This is a genomic window from Staphylococcus sp. GDY8P67P, from assembly GCF_017892545.1.
In the GTDB taxonomy this organism is placed as follows: Bacteria; Bacillota; Bacilli; order Staphylococcales; family Staphylococcaceae; genus Staphylococcus; species Staphylococcus ureilyticus.
Genome location: NZ_JAESLH010000008.1, coordinates 18,093 through 40,481 on the forward strand (window position 1 = coordinate 18,093; position 22,389 = coordinate 40,481).

Here is a 22,389-nt window from a genome sequence, read left to right on the forward strand (position 1 = left end):
GGATGAGATTCATCGTTCACGTCCTCATAGAAAAAACGTTTTATTCTAATACACTACTCTAAATTAGCATGATTACTTTGCATCGTTTCCTCATCGACATTAAGTTCGTTCATTAAATCTAGTACTAAACTATCTAAAAAGACTTGCGCTGCTTGTTCAAACAAACTACCTAAGGGTTGTGCAGATCCTTCTGCATCATATTTTGTACCTGCAGGGAGTTCTATAACAGTGTTGGCCAATACGCCTATTGCTGAATTTGGATTCGTAGATAATAACACAACTTCTGCATCAACAGATTTTGCTTTTTCAACTAATAATCTCAAGTGTTCCGTTGAACCTGAACCTGAAATGACAATAAATAAATCATTTTCAGTAATTGAAGGTGTAGTTGATTCTCCAACAACATAAGCAAATTTTCCAAGTTGATTTAAACGCATAGCAAAACTATTTGCTACAAATCCAGAACGTCCTTTACCTGCTACAAATACATGTTTTGCTTTAGTCACTTGCGATAAAAAAGCTTGTGTTTCACTATCTCTAACATGAGATAACGTATGATCTAACTCGTCTAAAATCAAACGATAATTTGTAATTTCACTCATCTTACCTACCTTCAATCGCATCTCTACATTGTTTTGCTGCTTCAACTGGGTCATCTGCGTTAGCAATGCCGCCACCAACTACAACTAAATCTGGGTCCTCAGCTACCACTTCTTTAATTGTATCTGGTTTAATACCACCAATTACAGCAACTTTAGATTGATTAATCACTGATTTAACTTGTCTTAAGCTTTCTAATGGTGATTCACCTTCTGCTTGTAAATCATAACCAGTATGAACAGCGATATAATCCGCACCTAATTCGTCTAATTCTTTCGCACGTTTTTGTAAATCTTGTACTGCAATCATATCTACAAGTAATTCTTTATTATTTTTATGTGCTTCGTCTACCGCAGCTTTAATAGATGCATCTTCTGCAACACCTAGGATTGTAACTACATCTGCACCATACTTAACAGCTTGGCTTACCTCATAATCTGCCGCATCCATAATTTTTAAATCTGCAAGTACTTTCACACCATCGATATTATTATCTAAATGTTGAACAGCCGGTAAACCTTCATTAATCACAATAGGTGTACCAATTTCTACAATATCAACATAATCTTTAACTTTATTTGCAAGTTCTGCCGCTTCCTCTTTATTTAATAAATCAATTGCTAGTTGTAATTCCAAAATGATCATCCCTTCTTGATTTAATGATAGGCATGGAAATCATGACCTAACTTACTTTATTTAAAAACTTACGCATAAATGCTTTACCCTTAAAGTCATAATTTAAACTGAGAGATTATAAGCGAGGTGCTGCAGCGTCATCAACGTAAATTTCAACATCAGGATGTGCAAGCAGAATCGTAGCTGGAACCTGTTTATTGACTTCATGCTTAGCTAATTGTTCAATTGCTTCTCTTTTTTTCTCTCCAAATGCTAACAAAATGATTCTTTTCGCTTTTAAAATTGAAGCTAAACCCATGGACACAGCTTGTTTAGGTACTTCACTTTCATTATCAAAATAACGACTATTTGCATTAATTGTACTATCAGTTAAATCCACAACTTGAGTGGTACTATTCATATCAGTCCCTGGTTCATTAAAACCGATATGACCATTTTCACCAATACCTAATATTTGTATATCCATTGGTCCTTTTTGATTGATTAAATCTTCATATCGCTTCGTTTCTTCCATTAAGTTTTCTGCAGCTCCATCAGGAATGTGTATCAAAGATTTCGTAAAATGTGGATAACGATTAAATAAAATGTCATTCATATAACGATGATAACTTTGTTCATGCGTCGCCGATAAACCGACATATTCATCTAGATTAAATGTTTCTATTCCAGATACATCTAATTGATTCTTTTGCAGTAAACTAACTAGAAATTCGTAAACTTCTACCATTGTCCCACCTGTAGCTAATCCTAATTTACTATGTGGTTGTTGACTCATTTGTTTAAACAATTCACATGCAACATAAAATGAAGCATATGCACTAGACCCTAAATTTGTGATTTTCATGTTATTGCCCTCCCAAATATATTGAATTTGTCATTAGCTATAAACAAAATGTGAATACACTTCTATTATACGTGCTTTTAATCGTTTTTACAGAAAATCGATATTTGATAAATTGTAATGATTGTTTAAAATGACTAAAAGTATAATGAGCAGACTAATACATTTTCATCGCTGTTTTTAGTAAAATAAATAGATAATCAAAATTTTATGTATAAATCTAAGTTGAAATTCATTTTTCAGGTAGAAAATGTTTCAAAGTCAGTTTACACTAAAGATTAGACTGATTATTTTTATTAACACTTGTATCGTACAATTTATTGCATAAAAGTATAGGGGTTTGGAATCAAGGAGGCAAAAAGTTTGGAATCAATAATAGATGAAAAAGTACAAACATTACTTTCTTCATATGAAGATAAACCCGTGTATTTACATGTAGAGACGACGAATGGTGCATATGCTGCACATTTTGATCAACGTGTATTTAACGCGGGCACTTTTTTAAGAAATATTCAAATCACTTTTGAGCATGCACAGCTTAAAGGTGGTAATAAAGACCCATATCGTGTAGGTTTAAAACTAAAAGATGGCGGTTGGGTCTACGTTCAAGGTTTAACACATTACGAAATAAATGAGCAAGGTGAATTTCTATTAGCTGGCTTTAACTATGAAGGTCAACTAGCTGCTGCTTTAGAAATAAGCACTCAACCATTTAAAGCATAAGGAGGATGAATCATGACAGAGGAAAGCCATGTATTAGTTATTTTTCCACATCCAGATGATGAATCATTCTCATCTGCAGGGACATTGGCACGTTATATAGATAATGGTGTACCAGTCACATACGCTTGTTTAACATTAGGTCAAATGGGACGTAATTTAGGTAACCCACCATTTGCCACTCGTGAATCTTTACCTGACATTCGTGAAAAAGAATTAGAAGTTGCGATGGCTGCCATCGGTATAACTGATTTACGCAAAATGGGCTTACGTGATAAAACTGTAGAATTTGAACCTCACGACGAAATGGATGAGATGGTACAGTCATTAATTGATGAATTAAATCCATCCGTCATCATATCGTTCTACCCTCAATTTGCAGTGCACCCAGACCATGAAGCTACAGCAGAAGCAGTCGTGAGAACTGTGGGACGCATGAAGCCATCAGAAAGACCCCGTCTACAACTTGTTGCATTTAGTAATGATGCGCCTGAAAAATTGGGTGAACCTGACATTCTAAATGAGATCAGTGATTATAAAGAGGTAAAACTTCGCGCGTTTGAAGCACACGCATCTCAAACAGGACCATTCTTGAAACAACTTGCTACACCTGATGTTTCTGGAGAAGCGCAAAGCTTTTTAGAAGTTGAACCTTATTGGACTTATAACTTTGAATCTTAAGTGGAGGCAATATCATGACAGAATTTGATTTATCAACTCGAGAAGGTCGATGGAAACATTTTGGTTCAGTTGATCCAATCGAAGGTACAAAACCAACCGTTAAAGAAGAAATGAAAGATTTGCAAAGTACGAACAAAAACTACTTATTTGAAATTGAAGAAGTAGGTATTAAAAATCTTGTATATCCTGTATTAGTTGACCGTTTTCAAACAGCTGGAAACTTCAGTTTCTCAACAAGCCTTAATCAAGATGAAAAAGGTATAAATATGAGTCGTATTCTAGAAAGTGTTGAAAAACACTATGACAACGGCATTGAATTAGATTTCGATTCTTTGTATCGTCTTTTGCGTAGCTTACAAGAACGCATGGAACAAAATGCTGCTGGCGTTGATGTTTCAGCTAAATGGTTCTTTGATCGCTACAGTCCAATCACGAATATCAAAGCTGTAGGCCATGCAGATGTGACATACGGTATGGCGATAAACAAGGAAAATATTACAAGAAAAGAAATTACACTACAAGCTGCAGTTACAACATTGTGCCCTTGTTCAAAAGAAATCAGTGAGTACTCGGCGCATAACCAACGCGGTATCATTACCGTTAAAGCAATTTTGAATAACGAAACTATTTTAACAGATGACTACAAAGAAAAAATTTTAGATGCAATGGAAGCCAACGCAAGTTCTATACTTTACCCTATATTAAAACGACCAGATGAAAAAAGTGTCACAGAACGCGCTTATGAAAATCCGAGATTTGTTGAAGATTTAATTCGCCTTATCGCAGCAGATTTAGTCGATTTTGATTGGATTGAGGGCTTTGATATTGAGTGTAGAAACGAAGAATCTATTCACCAACATGACGCTTTTGCAAAAATAAAATATAGAAAATAGTAATTATAACTATAAATTAACACAGCAAATCATCAAAAATAGGCTACTTAATTTCTAAATGATATAGAAGTTTAGTAGCCTATTATTTTTTATTCAATTTTTATTTTAATTTCAAAACATTCTCTCAACAATTAAACTTTCCATCCTTACTAAATAATGTTATTTTTCTCCAAATTCATTAGTTAAATTTGTAATAGTAAAATTTTAATGGTTCATTTAAAAATACCACCACTAAATATATCCATCTACAACTAATTATAAAATAATGTATATTAACTGTTAAATTTTATTAATGTTCTATATACAATTTTCATATTAAAATAATTACAGTAGTAGTTTATAATTAATTTTTATTTTGATGTAAGTGGTGAAACCAATAAAATGGATGATACTTTTAAAATAAAACATGCGCAGTATGGCTCTATAAGCCAATTAAGCAGACCTCATTTTCTACATATTTTTTTAGTAACAGAAGGAGAATTTGTGGCTTTGAAAAACACTACTTTCCATCATTTTAAAGTAGGTGACATATTTCATATCCACGACTATGAATCCATTAAACAAATCTCTTTTAACGGTAGTTTAATCTGTCTTTCACTAAATAATTTTTACTATTATCAATACTTCCAGCAACTAAATTTTAACACGTTTAAACATATATCGTTAAAAAAAGAGATACGCCTCAAATTATTAGATATAATTGATGCGATTCAACATCAATCTATAACCAATCCGAACAATGCCATTAAAGATTTAATTAAAAGTATAAAATATTCTGAGCATCAAAATTTTCAAAGTTCTGAATTACAATGCAGTTATAAAACATCTTTAATTAAAGATGTCGTACAATATGTTAATACGCATTTAACGACTAAAATTACCTGCAAAGAAATTGCTAATTATTTTTTTGTAAATAATAGCTTTTTATCAAGAGAATTTTCAACATTGATGAACTGTAAGTTATCTCAATATATTACGTCATCTAAAATTCATGCTTCCATATGTGATTTGCTTAATGGTGATCATTTAAACATTGTTCAACAACGCTATGATTTTCGTAGTCAAAATGAATATTGTTATCTGTTCAATAATATTATTGGTTGCCAACCTTCTGATTTTAAATACCATAAGAAACTAGTCAGTAATTCAACATTTAAAATTCTATTTCTATCAACAATTTCAATTTAACGCATAAAAGCAAAATATTAAAAGTGTGGTGACAATATGAATACAATTATTTATGAAGAAAAAAGAGGATTGATTAATAAAGTAGTGAAACAAAATTTGAATCTTACGATTTCTGAGGTAATCATTTTGGATAAATTGCTCTATCTTAATAAGAATAAAATAAATGCCATTGAATTAAAAAAGTTATTACAAGTCCAAAATTCACCTGTATCTTCACAAATCAACCATTTTATCGAACTTAACCTTTTAAAAAAATCTCGAGATCAATCTGATGAAAGATGTATTTATTTGCATGATATCAAGTTAGAAGAAATTAAACAGCTGATTGAACAGTATCATTTAATAGTTAATTCAATACTTCACAGTACTGCCTAATTAAACCTCAGCAACATAAGAGCGCATATGAAATCAAAGTAATGTTTGATTTCATATGCGCTCCAAAACCCTTTAGATTATGTACATAGTGAGATACAACTTGCATCGTAACCCCTATTCAAAAATGACTTCACATTATTTCAAGTGTTCATACGGACTATTTTTCACAAATGAAATAATTTGATCCACAAATAGTCTTGAACGTAATTGAAACTCCTCGTTATCCAAGTAATACGTACCATCATCTAATTTATTATAGTCTGTATCATGCGTCGCAATCTGCGTTGGTACTGCGATTCCGAGTAATGAACGTACTATCAAACGTAAATGAGACAATGGTTCAGAGCTTACAATTCCACCACTGTTACCGATTAATCCAACTGGTTTCATTTTAAAATCATCCATCGTTAAATGATCCAATGCATTTTTTAAAATACCAGAATATGACCCATGGTAGTTTGGTGTTCCTAATATAAAGAAATCTGCATTTCGCGCTTTCGTTTGTAATAATGTTAAATTATTTTTATACACTTCACTTGGTGAAGAAACGCCAGAGACATCCAGTTGATGAATTGGGTGTTCCGCTAGATCAAAGATCTCAACCTCAAAATATTGGTCTTCAAAATGACCTTTTAAATAATGAGCTAAAGCATTTGTATGCGAGCCCATTTTAGCACTCCCTATTATGATTAATCCTTTCATTTATCCTTTCACCTCATGCTATGATTTGTTATTTTCTCTAAGTAGTTTCATTATCGCTTTACCAACACCACTTTGTTCATTAGAGTCAGTTTCATATTTTGCGATTGCTTTAACTTCTGGAGCTGCATTCTCCATTGCAACTGAATAACCGACGCGTTCCAACATTGAAACATCATTCATATTATCACCGATTGCCATAACATTTTCCATATCAATATTTAGACGCTCTGCAATCGTGTTTAAAGCAATACCTTTTTGTGCATCTGAATGCGTAATTTCTATATTTCCGCGTGATGAAGAAGAAATTGCCAAACTTTCTGATTTTGCTAATGTTTCACTTACTCGATCAATTTTTTCTAAATCACTATCAAAAGCTAATATTTTCATCACAATTTCACCAGGTGTATCTTGAATTTTGTCATAATTCTCAACTACTTTTAATGTACCGTTATCTATACGTTTTTGAATGCCACTTTTAATTTTTTCTACATCTGCTTCTTGACCAGCACGTTGTGCAATATCAATATAAATCTCTAAGTCTCGTAATGGATTCTCAGTATAGATGCCTAAGTTGGTATACACTTGATAGAAAATGTTTTCTTTATTTAATTCTACCGTAATGCGATTTATGAGTTCTCTATTTAAATTTGAAGTGCTCATAATATTAAATGATTCATCTCTGACTTCTGCACCGTTCAAACAAATATATGGCACTTTTAAGTCTGTTTGATTGATTGGTGCATTTGCTTCATAAAATGCCCGACCAGTAGCAATGACTACAGTTATGCCTTGTGATTGTGCATATTTGATAGCTTGGATATTTTCTTCTGATATTTCATGTGCAGCGTTCAATAACGTACCATCCATATCTGTTGCAATTAAATTTATCATTGATTTACCTCGTTTCTACTTTATCTCAAAACACCGATTGAATACTCATTTACAAATTGCCATAATTTTGTAACACATTTCATATTTTACCAAATGTTTCACTATTTGTATTATCCTCTGTTCGTATGATTTTCTTTTTTTGTCTAATATCTTTAAAAAATGTCTTCAATAAATGGCTACATTCCTCTGCTAATACACCTGTAGTAACTTTGGCCCGATGGTTAAATCGCGATTCTTGCAACAGATCCATCAAACTACCTGCACAACCACCTTTTAAGTCTTGTGCACCATAGATTACTTCGGGAATACGACTCATGACGATTGCACCTGAACACATTACACAAGGTTCCAAAGTAACATAAAGTTTACAGGACGCTAACCTCCAACTATTAAGCTGTTTTGCAGCTTTTTGAATCGCAATATGTTCAGCATGTGCAGTAGGATCTTGAGTGGATTCTCGTAAATTGTGCGCTCGTGAAATAACTTCATTATCTTTCACGACAATAGCTCCAATTGGTACTTCTCCAATAGCACCAGCTTTCCGCGCTTCTTCTAGCGCAATTTTCATATAAAATTGGTCAGTATACATGTGTCTATCACCTCACATATGGTACAATATTTATTGTCTATTTTAACATTGGAGCGGTAAAAACATGAAAAAACAATTTATTGCTGTTGAAGGGCCGATTGGCGTCGGTAAATCTTCATTAGCACATAAACTTAGCCAGACTTTTAATTATTATGAAGAAAAAGAAATCGTAAATGAAAATCCTTTTCTATCCGATTTTTATGAAGATATTTCCAAATGGAGTTTTCAAACAGAAATGTTCTTTTTATGTAATCGTTACAAACAATTTCAAGATCTTGAAGCAATTTCTACAGGTATTGTAAGTGATTACCATATTTATAAAAATAAAATATTTGCAAATAATACTTTAACACCTTCTGAATTCAATAAATTTTCTAGAATTTATGATATTTTAACTGAAGATTTAGAAATGCCAAATGTGATTATCTTTCTAGATGCAGATTTAGAAATATTGAAAAAGCGTATCGCGTTACGTAATCGTAGCTTCGAACATCAGATTGAAGACGACTACTTACTTAATTTAAAACGTGATTACAATGCCTATTATCGTTCGTTAAAAGCAGATGGTGAAAGTGTCATTCGAATAGATACGACTGATTTAGATTTTATGAAGCAAGAAAATGATTATAATTATATTTTAGATTTAGTGCAACCATTGATTGGAGGAAAAGATGATGAATAAATACGGTATCCCTCAAGATGCTGTGATAACAATCGCTGGTACAGTCGGCGTTGGAAAATCAACATTAACGAAAGCATTGGCACAAAGATTAAATTTTAAAACATCGTTTGAAAATGTAGATCATAACCCTTATCTAGATAAGTTTTATCATGATTTTGAACGTTGGAGCTTTCATCTACAAATTTATTTTTTAGCAGAGCGCTTCAAAGAACAAAAACGTATGTTTGAATATGGCGGCGGCTTTATCCAAGATCGCTCTATATACGAAGATGTTGATATTTTTGCTAAGATGCATGAAGAACAAGGGACAATGAGTCCAGAAGACTTCAACACATATTCCGAACTATTTAATGCTATGGTCATGACACCATACTTCCCAAAACCAGATGTACTTATCTATTTAGAATGTGATTATGATGAAGTGATTGATCGCATCAAACAACGTGGTCGACAAATGGAAATTGAAACAGATCCAGAATATTGGAAAAAATTATTCAAACGATATGAAGATTGGATTAGTGAATTCAATGCGTGTCCAGTTGTAAGAGTGAACATCAATGAATATGATTTACATGCAGATCCAGAATCACTAAATCCTGTTATTGATAAAATCCGTCACATTATTGAAACTTATAGAAATGTAGATCAACGATAATACGTTTGTTGCTTAAAACATTTGCAAAATCAAGAATAGTACCATATAAAACAGATTTTGTAATGTAGAACAAAACGCAGGACAACAATATCTTTTGAAAGAAATCAATTCTTTCCTGCACGCACCATCAAGTTAACCCATTACCTGAGCCATTGCTCATGCATAAGTCCCACTAACCCAACAAGTTGGGAAGTGCTTTAAAGGATTACCTGAGCTTCTGCTCATGCATAAGTCCCACTAACCCAACAAGTTGGGAAGTGTTTTAAAGGTTTACCTGAGCCATTGCTCATGCATAAGTCCCACTAACCCAACAAGTTGGGAAGTGTTTTAAAGGTTTACTTGAGCTTTCGCTCATGCATAAGTCCCACTAACCCAACAAGTTGGGAAGTGCTTTAAAGGGTTACTTGAGCTTTCGCTCATGCATAAGTCCCACTAACCCAACAAGTTGGGAAGTGCTTTAAAGATTTACTTGAGCTTTCGCTCATGCATAAGTCCCACTAACCCAACAAGTTGGGAAGTGCTTTAAAGGGTTACTTGAGCTTTCGCTCATGCATAAGTCCCACTAACCCAACAAGTTGGGAAGTGGGACTTTATTCAATATGTTTACGATAAATAATCTTTTCTATCTCGTCTTCATCTACATACTTACTATAATAATATTCATCAGTTTGGTCGAGACCAAATGTACTTGCTTTATCTTCGTCTTCAGTACCTATATATAATTGCCCCTCTAAGTCTTGATATAAATCAAAAATAGCACCACTATATCTCGCTTCTTGATATAGTTCATAAAGTTCATCAACATCATCTCTCGCTACATGTTTATAATATAATGTATGTGCAGCGTGACGATGCGTTTGTGCTTCAAAACCATGTTCCGTAGCTCGTTCATCCTCAGTGACTAACAATACTTCATTACTTACAATTTCTACAACTTTATATGTTTCACCGCGATAATTTGCATATCTTCCATCAATCATTCAACCACCTCGTTTACGTTTTTTTACAAATAGAGACTAAGACATAATGGATTCGTGCCAGCCCAATCCCATATTGACAGTAGGTGATTGAACTGAAAATGCGCTTTAAATCAAGTTTTTTCAATTCTAGCCATACTTGCCAAGGTGGAACGACGAAATCTATTTAATAAAATTAGATTTCTGTCCCGCTCCTATATTTTGTGGATTAGTCCTATTATTATAATATGTCCACTACACTATTTGCAGTTTCAAAAATATAATCCGCTTTAGTAAATGATTCTTTTAAACCAACACCTGTTAAAACTGCAACTTTCAACCCTAATTTAGCATTGATGCCAGTTTGGATATCATTCGCAGTATCACCGATAATGGCTACATTTTCAGGTTCTACATCATATCTATAAAAAAGTGGATTTAGCACTTCAGGATTTGGTTTTTCAACGGCATCCGCTTCAGTAGAAATCACAATATCGAAGTAATGGTCGAATTGCGTGTATTCCAAGAATTGTTCTACCCCTCTTTTAGAATCACTTGTCACAATACCTAGTTTGTAACCTCTTTGCTTTAACGTATCTAATGTTTCACTGATGCCTTCAACTAAAACATTTTCTGGCACCCTATTATCGACGAGCACTTGACTTCTTTGTTGAGCCCAACTTGTTACATCTTGATTTGCAATTTTACAAAATGCCTCAATCATTTCATCTAATGCGCCTGAAGCCATAATCGTACCTGGTTGAATTTCACCATCTATAACACCTAAATACGCGTAACCTTCATCTATATCGTCAATTGCATCCTTATATGTTTCCATAAAATCATCAACGAGTTGCAATCCGATTTTCATCCAACTGCGATCAAAATATATGATTGTGCCATCTTTATCAAATAATATCCATTCCATGTTTTAAACAGCTCCTATGTTTAACAATATGTATCCCTCAACTTACTACTTAATTTTAATATAAAAATCGTTCCTAAAACAAATAACTCAACTAACATACTGACTGTGAACACCGTTTAAAATCCTAATATTTAGGTTATGAGTTATAGTAATACCATAAAAGAGGTGAATAGTTTGGTACCTAACCCTAATGTTCAAATCGAAACCATTTCTTGCGACAGTGATGATTCAATTCCAAACAACCCTAAATATGCCGTACTGCTATATAAAAATGTAATCAAACAAGAAGAAAGTCCTCTAGATATTTTAAATAAAAACAATTGGTCAAACGCTTGGCGTAGCGGCATATTTCCAGTACATCATTATCATAGCAATACACATGAAGTCCTAATTGTCGTTTCAGGAAATGCCATCGTACAACTAGGTGGTGAATTTGGTCCTCATATAGATATTCAGCAAGGCGATGTCATTATCATACCAGCTGGTTATGGTCATAAACGAGTTCACAGTTACCATAATTTTGCAGTAATAGGTGCCTATCCAAATGGTCAAGATTATGATTTTTGTACTGGAAACCCTGACGAATGGCCACAAAATATAGAGAACATCAAAAATGCAAGTTTACCTGACACAGATCCAATATATGGCAAGGATGGCCCGCTATTTAAATATTGGCATTAAGTTAAACCATCGCAGACTGTCTGTTAATAGTTTTCAACAAAAAAGAAGGAGCAAGACGCTGAAATCTTTAGAAACGTGAGATTTCTGACTTGCTCCTTTTATTGTGCTGTTTATTGTTATCTTTTGGGGAGAAATTTAATATCTTGGTACGACTACTCTCCAACCATTCGGATCCTCAAGCTTACCACTTTGAATACCAACATAATGATCATATAAATTTTGAGTTACTTCTCCTGTTTCATTATTATTAATAACGATTTCAGTATCGCCGTATTTTAATTGACCAACTGGTGAAATCACCGCTGCTGTTCCAGTACCGAACACCTCAGTCAATCCACCATTATGATGCGCTTCAATCAATTCATCGATAGATACACGACGTTCTTCTACCTCATAACCTAAGTTTTGCGCTAATTCAATAACTGTTTTTCGTGTGATACCTGGTAAAATACTACCATTTAATGCAGGTGTTACCACTTTTCCATTTTCTACAAAGAAGATATTCATACTGCCGACTTCTTCCACATATTTCTGCTCTACACCATCTAACCATAGTACTTGGTCATAGCCTTGTGCTGATGCATTTGTTTGTGCTAAAAGGCTAGCCGCATAGTTACCAGCTACTTTTGCATGACCAACACCACCACGGACTGCACGTACATATTCATCTTCTACATAAATTTTTGTCGGATTTAAAGAGTCACCACCGTAATAAGAACCTGAAGGTGATAAAATAATTAATAATTTATATGAATATGAAGGTCGTACACCTAAAATACCCTCTGTAGCAAATACATATGGTCGTATGTATAATGATTGGCCTTCTCCTTCTGGTACCCAATCACGTTCGATATCTACTAATTGTTTTAAACCTTCTAATAACGTATCTTCATCAACTTGAGGCATATCTAGACGTGCTAAAGAATTGTTAATACGTTTAAAATTTTCAGATGGACGGAATAAATCTACTTCGCCGTCATGTTTATAAGCTTTCAATCCTTCGAATACTGCTTGTCCATAATGTAATACTTGGGCCGCTGGAGAAAGTTCAATCGGTCCATAAGGCACAATTTTCAAATCATGCCATCCTTGATCAGTATCGTAATCGAAACTTAGCATATAATCTGTGAAATATTCCCCAAATCCTAAATTACTTGGATCTGGTTTTTCTTTAAGGCTTTCACGCTGTATCAATTTTATTTTTTCTGACATGACTGTTTCCTCCAATGTTCTATTAATAACTAATACATTAAATTATACCAATCAGAATAGTTTCATTCAATAATTTTCAAAAAATTTAAAAAATAACAACATCTTTGGTTAAACTAATGAAATTAATTGATTCAAGTGTAACATCATATAGAAGATAATACATAGATGTCACTAATTAAAGCATGAACGTTCACATCTTTTGAGATACTACGGAAATCGATATTGATATATCACAATCTATTAATATTAGTAACTAAGTTCAAAATTTTCATTGATATTGTGTAGTGAACGATAGGAAAAAGGCTTTTTTGAGTATTAAAAGCTGTACAAAGGTATTGTACAACACTAACACTCAAGGAACGTCATAACTGCAAGATTATATGGCTAAACCATATATCAGACAAGAAGCATTCACGTACATGATGATATAACTTCAAATATAAAAAGCACTAATCCAAAGTGAATTAGCGCTCTTACTTTTTAAAAGTTTATACCTTAATCGCTTTGTCATCGATTATTTCAAAAGTAATTATCTTACTTTATCTTTATTTGAGATTTCTTTAAGCATAACTTCTGTCATTTTAGTCAAATCATATTTAGGATTAAAGCCCCACTCTGCTCTAGCACAACTTGTATCAATACTATTTGGCCAACTGTCAGCAATACCTTGTCTGTCTGGGTCAACTTCGTAATTTAATTTAAAATCTGGGTAATGCTCTTGAATTGCCGCTTTGACCATTTCTGGTTCAATGCTCATCGCACTCAAATTATAGGCGTTACGATTAATTAATTTTACGCCGTCTGCTTCCATTAACTTGATAATAGCGTCAATTGCATCTTCCATATACATCATATCCATAAATGTATCTTTAGCAATATAGCTTGTATACTGACCTTCACGAACTGCTTTAAAATAAATATCTACTGCATAATCTGTTGTACCGCCACCAGGCTCTTTAATATGTGATATTAATCCAGGGAATCTAACACTTCTTGTATCTACACCAAATTTATCAAAGTAATATTGGCATAATAGCTCACCAGCAACTTTGTTAACGCCATACATAGAAGTTGGTCGTTGAATCGTAACCTGTGGTGTGTTCACTTTCGGTGTTGAAGGTCCAAAAGCTCCAATTGAACTTGGTGTAAAGAACTGTAAGTCATATTCTCGAGCTACTTCTAAAGCATTTAAAAGACCACCCATATTTAAATCCCATGCAAATTGTGGATTTTTTTCAGCTGTTGCAGATAATAATGCCGCCATATGCATAAATGTATCTGGTTTAAAAGACTCAACAATTTCCGTCATTCTGTTTTTATCTGTAACATCTAAAATTTCAAATGGTCCATTAGCAATCGCCGAACCTGTTTCTGGCTCTCTAATATCTGTGGCAAGTACATTATCATTGCCATATAACGCTCTACATTTTACTACGAGCTCAGTACCAATTTGACCTAAAGCACCTGTAATCATTATCTTTTTCATAATCAAAAACTCCCTTGTTTATTACAGAAATCGTAATGTATTTTCGTAGTGGACAAATATCTATCATTTACAAATATTGTACTATAAAAGCGCTTTTTTGTATACTACGCGTGTACATGAATCGCCTAATTATATTTTACCGGTATTGTCGTTGCAAGCTGATGATTGTTAAGCTTTTGACTTCTCGCTATATAGGAAAATTTTATAATATATAGATTTTGACATTTCTTTGGTAATTTGATATAAAACAAACAAATACAATATGTGGAGATGATGATATGTTGCATAACAATGCTTCATTATTAATACAAAGCAATTACTGTCTATAGTATGATGCTTTGTTTAAAATTTCTTTTCACAAAGCATCTTTTGCTTTTAAGAATTATAATGTGAAAGGAATTTAAAAAAATTGGAAAAACAAATTTATCCATATCAATTTAACTATATTAAAGAACGAATCGCACATTTACTTAATGCTTATAAATCAGTAAATGACTTAAATACAATTGCTTCTATAAAAGAAACAACTAAAATAGACATTTATCAGCAGTTTCATCAAACAGATGATACGTTGACTGAAGCGATTGAAAAATTAATGAACATACGTATTACTAAAGTACAAGTAGATAAAATATTAGAAACTTTACAGACATACGTTATACCCTTTGAACACCCTTCAAAAAAACAAGTCGAAAAAACTTTTCGTAAAATTAAAAAGCTTAAATCACCGCTTATTAGTGATGAAATTCTTTTGGAAAGTACTTATATCGGATGGAACGATATCGCTTCAAACAGAAAATTTATCATCTATTATAACGAGCAAGGAACTTTAACAGGTTTTTATGGCGACATTGCTAACCAAACCGTTAAGGGCTATTGCGCAATTTGTAATAAAGAATCTAATGTCGCTCTATTTATGCGTAAAACACGTACTTCTGGTGATGGACAATATACCAAAAAAGGTGACTATATTTGTTTTGACAGTATCAAATGTAATCAACAATTGTCGGATATTACACAATTTTATCAATTCGTCGATAAAATCCACTCATAAGTTTTATAGTTCCGCTAGTATGATCATTATGTTAGTACTTTAACTTCAAAATACAAAGAATTACTTGAGCTTTCGCTCATGCATAACTCCCACTAACCCAACTAGTTGGGAAGTGCTTTAAAGGTTTACTTGAGCTTCCGCTCATGCATAAGTCCCACTAACCCAATAAATTGGGAAGTGGGACTTTAATTTTTCAAATACTCAATAAAAGTACGAATGGTTTGTTCGTTCACGCGATCAACATTTGTTAAAGCTGTAAAATAAATATAATAATCAAATGGTGAGCCAATGGGGAGCATCTCAATCAAACCATTAAGTATGAACGGATCATCTTCTAGCATCAAACTCGATACAATACTTACACCCAACCCCTCGGAAACTGTTTTAATCAATACACTTGGATTATTCGTTCTAAACACAATTTTTAATGGACCATTTTCATCTTCAAATGCTTTAAAATTATTATGATAAAAATTGCGATCATACAAGACAAAAGGAAATTGTTTAATTGATTCCATTTCAACCATGCTTTTTAATGATAGTTTAGATTTTTTAGGTACAATTAATTTAAAGTCAGTAGATAAATTCAATGAGTGTGGGACGATGTGATGACTAAAAGTTTCATTTTCAGTTTTTCCTATAAGTCCGATATCAATCTCATTATTTTCAATCATTTTTATAATTTCTTGTCTATCACTTTCAAATACTTCTACGTCAATATGCGCATAGTCTTTTTTAAAATTTGATAAAGCTTTTGGTACAATTTTATTAAATAAGGTTGGTATCGTCGCTATTTTTAATGAACCTTTGATATTACTATGCAATGCCTCTACTTCCGATAATAAACTCGTCTGAGCTTCTAAAATATCTATAATTAAAGGTATAAGTCGCTTTCCAACTTCCGTTGGCAATGTCCCTTTACGTGAACGATTAAAAATTTTATACCCTAACTCTGACTCTAAATTAGCAATAGACTGACTCATCGCTGATTGGCTAATATGCATTGCTTCCGAAGCGTGAACAATAGATTCTAACTCATAAATCTTTTTAACATACGATAATTGTTCAAAATTCATTGTATCCTCCTTATATCAGTAAAGCTTATGTAAACTTAAAAAATTCTAATTATACATTAGTATAGATTATCTATTATAATAAATGATGGTTGAAAAAATTTATATTAAAGGACGGTATTAAATATGTACGATAAACTCTGGTCAAAAGATTTTATCTTCATTACAATGACAAACTTTTTAATGTATTTAATCCATTATACATTAATCGTCACTGTCACTATATTTACAATTGATAAATACCACGCTTCAGAAAGTATGGGTGGTTTAGCAGCTGGTATATTTATCATCGGTATGTTATTTGGACGCTTAGTTTCTGGCAGAATCATCGATAATCTGCAGCCTAAAAAAGTATTAATATATGGCATTATTTTCTCAATTATTACAGTTGGCTTATATTTTGCAATCAACAGTCTTCTTATATTAATGATCGTAAGATTACTGCATGGTATTGCTTTTGGTTTATCGTCAACTGCAACTGGAACCATTTCATCTAGAATTATTCCAGATAAACGAAAAGGTGAAGGTATCGGTTATTATGCATTAAGCGTAACGACCGCTTCAGCAATCGGACCATTCACTGGTATCATATTAAATCAAAGATTTGGTTTTGAATCTATTTTTATCGTTAGCTTGGCAGTCATTATTTTCGCTTTTGTTATCTCATTGTTTATCAAAGGGTTACCAAAAGCAGAACCATCAACAACAGACAATGATTCCAAGGAAAAAGGACTTAGTGCTTATATCCAAAAAGAAGCATTACCAATATCTGTTGTAATCATCTTCGTTGGTATCGCTTATTCTAGTGTACTATCATTTTTAACTGTTTATACAGAACAAATCAATCTTGCTACGGCATCTAGTTTCTTCTTTATTGTATATGCAGTGAGTACATTTGTTACACGTCCGTTTACTGGAAAAATTTATGATCATTACGGTGAAAATAAAGTGATGTATCCAGTATTAATTAGTTTCATGCTTGGACTTATACTTTTAAGCGCAACACACACAAGTTTATTATTGCTTATTTCAGCAATTTTCATTGGCGTTGGATATGGTACTATCATTCCAAGCGCACAAGCCATTGCTATACAACAGTCTCCAGTTAAAAAAATTGGACTCGCGACTTCTACATTCTATATGTTTGCAGATTTCGGCGCTGGTATAGGACCATTTATTTTAGGTGTGATTATTCCAATTATGGGTTATCGTAACCTATATATCACCATGGCTGCGCTCGTTATTTTATCAATTGTACTTTATTTCCTATTACATGGAAAAAAAGCAGCTAAAAACAACAATTATTAATATAATCATTTATAATCTAATCATCTAAATGTGGATGTAACAAAATTTGTCATCTACCATATACTTATATCACATTAATAAGGCAAGCAAACGAAAATGAACTGTCGTTTGCTTGCCTTATGTTTTGGAAGCATTTTTAATGCCTTTCACTTTAAATCACAGCTAAGCTGGCTTCAATTTCAGTTTTTTTCGCATCAAAATCACAATCCTGTTGTGATAATGGCTTGCCTGTTTCGGCAATCCTTTTGATACTTTCGGTTTGAAATTGCCAACCAGCAAAATCTAATGTAATATGTGGAAATTCAAAAGGTAAATATTCATAAAAAATGAGTTCTACATATGATTGATGTTCAAATAATTCAAATTTCACTTTTCCAATATCCCATGTAAAACCAATCGTTTTATTTGGTTCGAAATGTGTAATACGCATTTCTAAATCTTCACTATCGTCTAAGTGAAACAACATTTTCCCGCCTTCTATTCGTTCTTGAAATGACAATTGCGGAAACCATTGCTGTATCCCTTCTGTAGTACTTAAATAATCAAAAATACGATGCACGTCACTCTTAATTTTCAAATTTATTGTTTGATAAACGCCTGATTTATCTTTAGCATACTGTATTGCCATTTTTTCCCTCCTAAAAATAGGAATATAACCTATCAGTAATCATTACTTTGGTTATATTCCCTAAAATTATTTTTATTATACTTTTTCTTTAACTTGTGATTGAATCGCTCTTTCTTTTTTCGTGTAATTAAAATAGATAAGCCCCAGTAAGATAAACCATATTGGTGATAATACAACACCCATTCTTGTGTCAGGTACAATAAATAATATCAACAACACAAAGACAAAGAATAATTGTACAAATCTTGCAGTGTGAATACCACCTGGTAACTTAAACTGACTTTCTTTGTGATGGTTAGGATTTGATTTCACATATTTTGCATACGCATGCATGATGAACATCCATACAACAACTAACAAAATAGTTGAAATTGCCGTTACATAGAAAAATACTTGAGTCGCATTTGGAATAAAATAATTTAACAGTACAGTTATAGACAGTAATGCACAAGTGACAAGTATTGCAACAAAAGGGACACCTCTATGATTCGTCTTCATTAGCAAATGGTGTGTTTGACCTTTTTCTGATAGTCCAAATAGTATTCTACTATTCGCAAAAATACCACTATTACAAGCTGATGATGCTGCAGTAAGTACTACAAAATTGATTAAACCTGCTGCAAATGGTACGCCTATTAACGCGAATAAGCTGACAAATGGACTGTTGTTCGGATCTATATCTTGCCAAGGAATAATTGACATCATAACTGCTAAGGCCCCTACATAAAACAATAAGATACGTATAGGCACACTATTGATTGCTTTAGGTATCGTCTTATGTGGATTTCTCGTTTCACCTGCTGTAATACCTAGAATTTCTATACCTGTAAATGAGAAAACAACCATTTGAAATGACATAAAGAAACCTGAAGCACCATGTGTAAATAATCCACCATTACTATAAATATTAGATATACTCGTTTTTCCAAATGGCGTTTGGATCGCAAATATAATCATCACTACACCTACAACTATGAGTGCTAGTATAGTCACAACTTTAATAATGGCAAACCAAAATTCTAACTCACCAAACATTTTTGTACTCGTTAAGTTGAAAGTCATGAGTATCAAGATACAAGCTAATGATGTAATCCAATTTGGTAAATCTGGAACCCAATATTCTACATATTTAGCAACAGCTGTAATTTCTGCCATACCTGAAGTTATCCATGTTAACCAGTACGTCCATCCTGTTATAAAACCAGCAAAAGCTCCAATTTGATCATGAGCTATATCAGCAAATGTTTTATATTTCGTATTAGCAAGTAACATTTCCCCCATTGCGCGCATAAATAAAAATAAAACAAAACCTACAATTATGTAAGTGAGTAATATCGATGGTCCAGTCAAACTGATAGACTGACCCGCCCCTAAAAATAGGCCAGTACCAATGGCGCCACCAATAGCAATAAGTTGAATGTGTCTATTGCTTAACTCTCTGTTTAATTTATTTGTCATAAATTTGCTCCAATTCCTTTGTTTTAAAACATAATCAACATATAGAACTTAAAATCATACCCCTTAATTTCAAATTGCAAAATACTATAAATCAAAAATGTTTGATTGTATAATATTATTTTTTTCTGAAAATTACAACTATTCTTCAAAATTATTTTAAATAAAAATGTGTTATTACACTATTGTTTCATTTATACTATAAAGTTTATTAGTGAATTACTATTTTATTTATTTTTACTTTCATTGTACATCATGATATTTGCGTGCTATATCTTCGTTGTGTGTTAAAGTCTATGGTAATTGTAAATAATTCATATTAAAAAAGTATGTCTCTTAATGCTTCATAGCTATAATAAAGTAGTTACATTATGGCATAGTTCTTAACTCAGATAGACAAGTCACAGTACAATGTGTAACAAAAAATATAGCCTTTCTAATAGATATACATGTATTTAATCATTACTATCCCTTTACTCATCCCTATAAATCGATTGTAACTATAAACGATTACTCATATTTAAGTAACATTAAATTTTACTATCTACAACATCATATACCTTTCTATATCTATTAATTTTTCAGTATAATTAATCAATTATACGACGCTGTTTTTCAACACTATAAGCAATCACTTAAAGTTCTCGGCTATAATCACCCCCTATCCAAGCATAAAACTAGACAATTTCTCTCCAAAAAATCATATATTTTGTATTAATTGAATTTTCAAACTTTTATAAAAATTCAGTCATTATGTATTGATTTTATATCTTATTATCGATAACATTTATATATAAGTAACTTATAAGTATTGAAGTAATGATAGAGGAGATAAACATGACAGAAAACAATAACTTAGTAACTTCGACTCAAGAAATTATGAAAGAAGCCTTACATAAATTAGGGTTTGACGATGGTATGTATGAACTTGTCAAAGAGCCTTTAAGATTTTTAGAAATACGAATTCCTGTACGTATGGATGATGGCACTGTTAAAACTTTTAAAGGCTATCGTGCACAACACAATCAAGCCGTAGGACCTACCAAAGGTGGTATCCGCTTCCATCCTGATGTGAATGTTGAGGAAGTGAAAGCATTATCCATGTGGATGACAATGAAGTGCGGCATCACAAACTTACCTTTTGGTGGTGGTAAAGGTGGCGTCATATGTGATCCAAGAGAAATGAGTAATTTAGAACTAGAACGTTTATCACGTGGTTATGTTAAAGCTATTTCACAATTTGTAGGACCTGCCAGTGATATTCCAGCACCAGATGTTTATACAAACCCACAAATCATGTCTTGGATGATGGACGAATACAGTAAAATCAACCGCTCAAATGCATTTGCATTTATTACAGGCAAACCGCTTTCATTAGGTGGTTCACAAGGACGTAATCGAGCCACAGCGCTAGGTGCTGTAATCACAATTGAAGAAGCTGCGAAACATCGAAATATTAATATCGAAGGTTCTCGTGTAGCGATTCAAGGTTTTGGCAATGCCGGAAGTTTTATTGCTAAAATTTTGCATGATAAAGGGGCTAAAATTGTCGCGATATCAGAAAGTCGAGGCGCTTTATATAATCCTGAGGGGCTCGATATTGAACATCTTCTAGCATTAAAAGAACAACATGGTCGTGTAACACCATTATTTGAAGACGTCATTCCTAATGAAAAATTATTTGAACTCGACTGCGACATTTTGATTCCTGCTGCACTATCTAATCAAATTACAGAAACAAATGCCCATTTAATTCAAGCTAAGATTGTGGCAGAAGCAGCTAATGGCCCTACGACACAAGAAGCGACTAAAATATTAACCCACCGTGACGTTTTAATCATACCAGATGTACTTGCTAGTGCAGGTGGTGTAACAGTGTCTTACTTCGAATGGGTGCAAAATAATCAAGGCTATTATTGGTCGGAAGAAGAAATTATCACGAAACTTGAAGAAAAAATGGTTGAAGCATTTAATAAAATTTATGATTTAGCAGAAAATAGAAAAATGGATATGCGTTTAGCAGCTTATGTTGTAGGTCTAAAACGTACGGCTGAAGCAACGCGTTTCCGTGGTTGGGCATAATACTTTATTCCCTATTCCATGTTGCAACAAGCTGATTCAAATTTGAATCAGCTTTTTTTTATACCTTAGTTTT

General features: G+C 32.9%; 24 protein-coding genes. 11 read left to right on the forward strand and 13 right to left on the reverse strand.

Annotated features, from left to right (window positions below; genetic code table 11):
- Positions 1–53: 53 nt before the first annotated feature.
- The 3 genes from hxlB to KA833_RS03580 form a co-directional block, all read right to left on the reverse strand.
- Positions 54–602 carry a 6-phospho-3-hexuloisomerase gene (gene hxlB / locus KA833_RS03570; RefSeq protein ID WP_204180509.1) on the reverse strand — a complete coding sequence of 183 codons (549 nt, stop codon included), beginning with the start codon at positions 600–602 and terminating at the stop codon, positions 54–56.
- A gap of 1 nt (position 603) precedes the next feature.
- Positions 604–1,236 carry a 3-hexulose-6-phosphate synthase gene (gene hxlA / locus KA833_RS03575; RefSeq protein ID WP_046207260.1) on the reverse strand — a complete coding sequence of 211 codons (633 nt, stop codon included), beginning with the start codon at positions 1,234–1,236 and terminating at the stop codon, positions 604–606.
- Positions 1,237–1,351: 115 nt separating this feature from the next.
- A complete protein-coding gene (locus KA833_RS03580; protein ID WP_046207259.1) occupies positions 1,352–2,080 on the reverse strand; it encodes a glucosamine-6-phosphate deaminase in 729 nt (242 codons plus the stop codon).
- Between the two features lie 360 nt (positions 2,081–2,440).
- Here KA833_RS03580 and KA833_RS03585 point away from each other — a divergent pair, with 360 nt between their 5' ends.
- The 5 genes from KA833_RS03585 (at position 2,441) to KA833_RS03605 (ending at position 5,934) form a co-directional block, all read left to right on the forward strand.
- Positions 2,441–2,800 (forward strand): YojF family protein, encoded by a 360-nt coding sequence (locus KA833_RS03585; RefSeq protein WP_145381450.1) that lies wholly within the window; start codon positions 2,441–2,443, stop codon positions 2,798–2,800.
- Between the two features lie 12 nt (positions 2,801–2,812).
- Positions 2,813–3,478 (forward strand): bacillithiol biosynthesis deacetylase BshB2, encoded by a 666-nt coding sequence (gene bshB2, locus KA833_RS03590; RefSeq protein WP_210127962.1) that lies wholly within the window; start codon positions 2,813–2,815, stop codon positions 3,476–3,478.
- Positions 3,479–3,492: 14 nt separating this feature from the next.
- Positions 3,493–4,371, forward strand: coding sequence for a GTP cyclohydrolase FolE2 (gene folE2 / locus KA833_RS03595; RefSeq protein WP_046207256.1), 879 nt, complete (start codon positions 3,493–3,495; stop codon positions 4,369–4,371).
- A gap of 381 nt (positions 4,372–4,752) precedes the next feature.
- Positions 4,753–5,559: a helix-turn-helix transcriptional regulator gene (locus tag KA833_RS03600; RefSeq protein ID WP_070039429.1), complete on the forward strand. Its 807-nt coding sequence runs from the start codon at positions 4,753–4,755 to the stop codon at positions 5,557–5,559.
- 36 nt (positions 5,560–5,595) lie between these two features.
- Positions 5,596–5,934 (forward strand): transcriptional regulator, SarA/Rot family, encoded by a 339-nt coding sequence (locus KA833_RS03605; RefSeq protein ID WP_046207254.1) that lies wholly within the window; start codon positions 5,596–5,598, stop codon positions 5,932–5,934.
- Positions 5,935–6,069: 135 nt separating this feature from the next.
- Here the strand turns inward: KA833_RS03605 and KA833_RS03610 are convergent, their stop codons facing one another.
- The 3 genes from KA833_RS03610 to tadA form a co-directional block, all read right to left on the reverse strand.
- The gene (locus KA833_RS03610) at positions 6,070–6,636 is read right to left on the reverse strand and encodes an NADPH-dependent FMN reductase (protein WP_046207253.1); all 567 of its coding nucleotides are present in this window, start codon (positions 6,634–6,636) and stop codon (positions 6,070–6,072) included.
- Positions 6,637–6,654: 18 nt separating this feature from the next.
- A complete protein-coding gene (locus KA833_RS03615; RefSeq protein WP_046207252.1) occupies positions 6,655–7,527 on the reverse strand; it encodes a Cof-type HAD-IIB family hydrolase in 873 nt (290 codons plus the stop codon).
- A gap of 79 nt (positions 7,528–7,606) precedes the next feature.
- The gene (tadA, locus tag KA833_RS03620; RefSeq protein WP_046207251.1) at positions 7,607–8,116 is read right to left on the reverse strand and encodes a tRNA adenosine(34) deaminase TadA; all 510 of its coding nucleotides are present in this window, start codon (positions 8,114–8,116) and stop codon (positions 7,607–7,609) included.
- Between the two features lie 64 nt (positions 8,117–8,180).
- Here tadA and KA833_RS03625 point away from each other — a divergent pair, with 64 nt between their 5' ends.
- Positions 8,181–8,798 (forward strand): deoxynucleoside kinase, encoded by a 618-nt coding sequence (locus tag KA833_RS03625; RefSeq protein WP_046207250.1) that lies wholly within the window; start codon positions 8,181–8,183, stop codon positions 8,796–8,798.
- A complete protein-coding gene (locus KA833_RS03630) occupies positions 8,791–9,453 on the forward strand; it encodes a deoxynucleoside kinase (RefSeq protein WP_040029931.1) in 663 nt (220 codons plus the stop codon). The genes KA833_RS03625 and KA833_RS03630 overlap by 8 nt, the downstream gene beginning before the upstream one ends.
- A 590-nt stretch (positions 9,454–10,043) precedes the next feature.
- On the opposite strand, the gene KA833_RS03635 is transcribed toward KA833_RS03630, so the two are convergent.
- Together KA833_RS03635 and KA833_RS03640 are read right to left on the reverse strand one after the other, a co-directional pair.
- Positions 10,044–10,433 carry a hypothetical protein gene (locus KA833_RS03635; protein WP_046207248.1) on the reverse strand — a complete coding sequence of 130 codons (390 nt, stop codon included), beginning with the start codon at positions 10,431–10,433 and terminating at the stop codon, positions 10,044–10,046.
- Positions 10,434–10,650: 217 nt separating this feature from the next.
- A complete protein-coding gene (locus KA833_RS03640; protein ID WP_070657538.1) occupies positions 10,651–11,337 on the reverse strand; it encodes an HAD family hydrolase in 687 nt (228 codons plus the stop codon).
- A gap of 165 nt (positions 11,338–11,502) precedes the next feature.
- Between KA833_RS03640 and KA833_RS03645 the strand changes: the two genes are divergently transcribed.
- A complete protein-coding gene (locus KA833_RS03645; protein WP_348634316.1) occupies positions 11,503–12,018 on the forward strand; it encodes a cupin domain-containing protein in 516 nt (171 codons plus the stop codon).
- Positions 12,019–12,153: 135 nt separating this feature from the next.
- Here KA833_RS03645 and KA833_RS03650 read toward each other — a convergent pair whose 3' ends face one another.
- Both KA833_RS03650 and KA833_RS03655 read right to left on the reverse strand, forming a co-directional pair.
- Complete coding sequence (locus KA833_RS03650; protein ID WP_210127958.1) at positions 12,154–13,230, reverse strand: branched-chain amino acid aminotransferase; 1,077 nt, start codon at positions 13,228–13,230, stop codon at positions 12,154–12,156.
- A gap of 529 nt (positions 13,231–13,759) precedes the next feature.
- The gene (locus KA833_RS03655) at positions 13,760–14,716 is read right to left on the reverse strand and encodes an NAD-dependent epimerase/dehydratase family protein (RefSeq protein ID WP_046207245.1); all 957 of its coding nucleotides are present in this window, start codon (positions 14,714–14,716) and stop codon (positions 13,760–13,762) included.
- 409 nt (positions 14,717–15,125) lie between these two features.
- Between KA833_RS03655 and fusF the strand changes: the two genes are divergently transcribed.
- The gene (gene fusF / locus KA833_RS03660) at positions 15,126–15,770 is read left to right on the forward strand and encodes a fusidic acid resistance EF-G-binding protein FusF (protein WP_040029926.1); all 645 of its coding nucleotides are present in this window, start codon (positions 15,126–15,128) and stop codon (positions 15,768–15,770) included.
- A 185-nt stretch (positions 15,771–15,955) separates the two neighbouring features.
- Here fusF and KA833_RS03665 read toward each other — a convergent pair whose 3' ends face one another.
- Complete coding sequence (locus KA833_RS03665) at positions 15,956–16,846, reverse strand: LysR family transcriptional regulator (RefSeq protein ID WP_040029925.1); 891 nt, start codon at positions 16,844–16,846, stop codon at positions 15,956–15,958.
- 123 nt (positions 16,847–16,969) lie between these two features.
- Between KA833_RS03665 and KA833_RS03670 the strand changes: the two genes are divergently transcribed.
- A complete protein-coding gene (locus tag KA833_RS03670; RefSeq protein ID WP_107525616.1) occupies positions 16,970–18,151 on the forward strand; it encodes an MFS transporter in 1,182 nt (393 codons plus the stop codon).
- A 151-nt stretch (positions 18,152–18,302) separates the two neighbouring features.
- Here KA833_RS03670 and KA833_RS03675 read toward each other — a convergent pair whose 3' ends face one another.
- Both KA833_RS03675 and KA833_RS03680 read right to left on the reverse strand, forming a co-directional pair.
- The gene (locus KA833_RS03675) at positions 18,303–18,779 is read right to left on the reverse strand and encodes an SRPBCC domain-containing protein (RefSeq protein WP_046207241.1); all 477 of its coding nucleotides are present in this window, start codon (positions 18,777–18,779) and stop codon (positions 18,303–18,305) included.
- Between the two features lie 75 nt (positions 18,780–18,854).
- Complete coding sequence (locus KA833_RS03680) at positions 18,855–20,237, reverse strand: amino acid permease (protein ID WP_070039436.1); 1,383 nt, start codon at positions 20,235–20,237, stop codon at positions 18,855–18,857.
- Between the two features lie 834 nt (positions 20,238–21,071).
- Between KA833_RS03680 and KA833_RS03685 the strand changes: the two genes are divergently transcribed.
- Positions 21,072–22,316: a Glu/Leu/Phe/Val family dehydrogenase gene (locus KA833_RS03685; protein WP_073343508.1), complete on the forward strand. Its 1,245-nt coding sequence runs from the start codon at positions 21,072–21,074 to the stop codon at positions 22,314–22,316.
- The last annotated feature ends 73 nt before the right edge of the window (positions 22,317–22,389 follow it).

Excerpts from the sequence above, each read along its gene's own strand:
- hxlB (WP_204180509.1), bottom strand. The coding sequence starts at position 602 with ATGAGTGAAATTACAAATTATCGTTTGATTTTAGACGAGTTAGATCAT.
- KA833_RS03580 (WP_046207259.1), bottom strand. The coding sequence starts at position 2,080 with ATGAAAATCACAAATTTAGGGTCTAGTGCATATGCTTCATTTTATGTT.
- bshB2 (WP_210127962.1), top strand. The coding sequence starts at position 2,813 with ATGACAGAGGAAAGCCATGTATTAGTTATTTTTCCACATCCAGATGAT.
- folE2 (WP_046207256.1), top strand. The coding sequence starts at position 3,493 with ATGACAGAATTTGATTTATCAACTCGAGAAGGTCGATGGAAACATTTT.
- KA833_RS03600 (WP_070039429.1), top strand. The coding sequence starts at position 4,753 with ATGGATGATACTTTTAAAATAAAACATGCGCAGTATGGCTCTATAAGC.
- KA833_RS03605 (WP_046207254.1), top strand. The coding sequence starts at position 5,596 with ATGAATACAATTATTTATGAAGAAAAAAGAGGATTGATTAATAAAGTA.
- KA833_RS03610 (WP_046207253.1), bottom strand. The coding sequence starts at position 6,636 with ATGAAAGGATTAATCATAATAGGGAGTGCTAAAATGGGCTCGCATACA.
- KA833_RS03615 (WP_046207252.1), bottom strand. The coding sequence starts at position 7,527 with ATGATAAATTTAATTGCAACAGATATGGATGGTACGTTATTGAACGCT.
- tadA (WP_046207251.1), bottom strand. The coding sequence starts at position 8,116 with ATGTATACTGACCAATTTTATATGAAAATTGCGCTAGAAGAAGCGCGG.
- KA833_RS03625 (WP_046207250.1), top strand. The coding sequence starts at position 8,181 with ATGAAAAAACAATTTATTGCTGTTGAAGGGCCGATTGGCGTCGGTAAA.
- KA833_RS03630 (WP_040029931.1), top strand. The coding sequence starts at position 8,791 with ATGAATAAATACGGTATCCCTCAAGATGCTGTGATAACAATCGCTGGT.
- KA833_RS03635 (WP_046207248.1), bottom strand. The coding sequence starts at position 10,433 with ATGATTGATGGAAGATATGCAAATTATCGCGGTGAAACATATAAAGTT.
- KA833_RS03640 (WP_070657538.1), bottom strand. The coding sequence starts at position 11,337 with ATGGAATGGATATTATTTGATAAAGATGGCACAATCATATATTTTGAT.
- KA833_RS03650 (WP_210127958.1), bottom strand. The coding sequence starts at position 13,230 with ATGTCAGAAAAAATAAAATTGATACAGCGTGAAAGCCTTAAAGAAAAA.
- KA833_RS03655 (WP_046207245.1), bottom strand. The coding sequence starts at position 14,716 with ATGAAAAAGATAATGATTACAGGTGCTTTAGGTCAAATTGGTACTGAG.
- KA833_RS03665 (WP_040029925.1), bottom strand. The coding sequence starts at position 16,846 with ATGAATTTTGAACAATTATCGTATGTTAAAAAGATTTATGAGTTAGAA.
- KA833_RS03670 (WP_107525616.1), top strand. The coding sequence starts at position 16,970 with ATGTACGATAAACTCTGGTCAAAAGATTTTATCTTCATTACAATGACA.
- KA833_RS03675 (WP_046207241.1), bottom strand. The coding sequence starts at position 18,779 with ATGGCAATACAGTATGCTAAAGATAAATCAGGCGTTTATCAAACAATA.
- KA833_RS03680 (WP_070039436.1), bottom strand. The coding sequence starts at position 20,237 with ATGACAAATAAATTAAACAGAGAGTTAAGCAATAGACACATTCAACTT.
- KA833_RS03685 (WP_073343508.1), top strand. The coding sequence starts at position 21,072 with ATGACAGAAAACAATAACTTAGTAACTTCGACTCAAGAAATTATGAAA.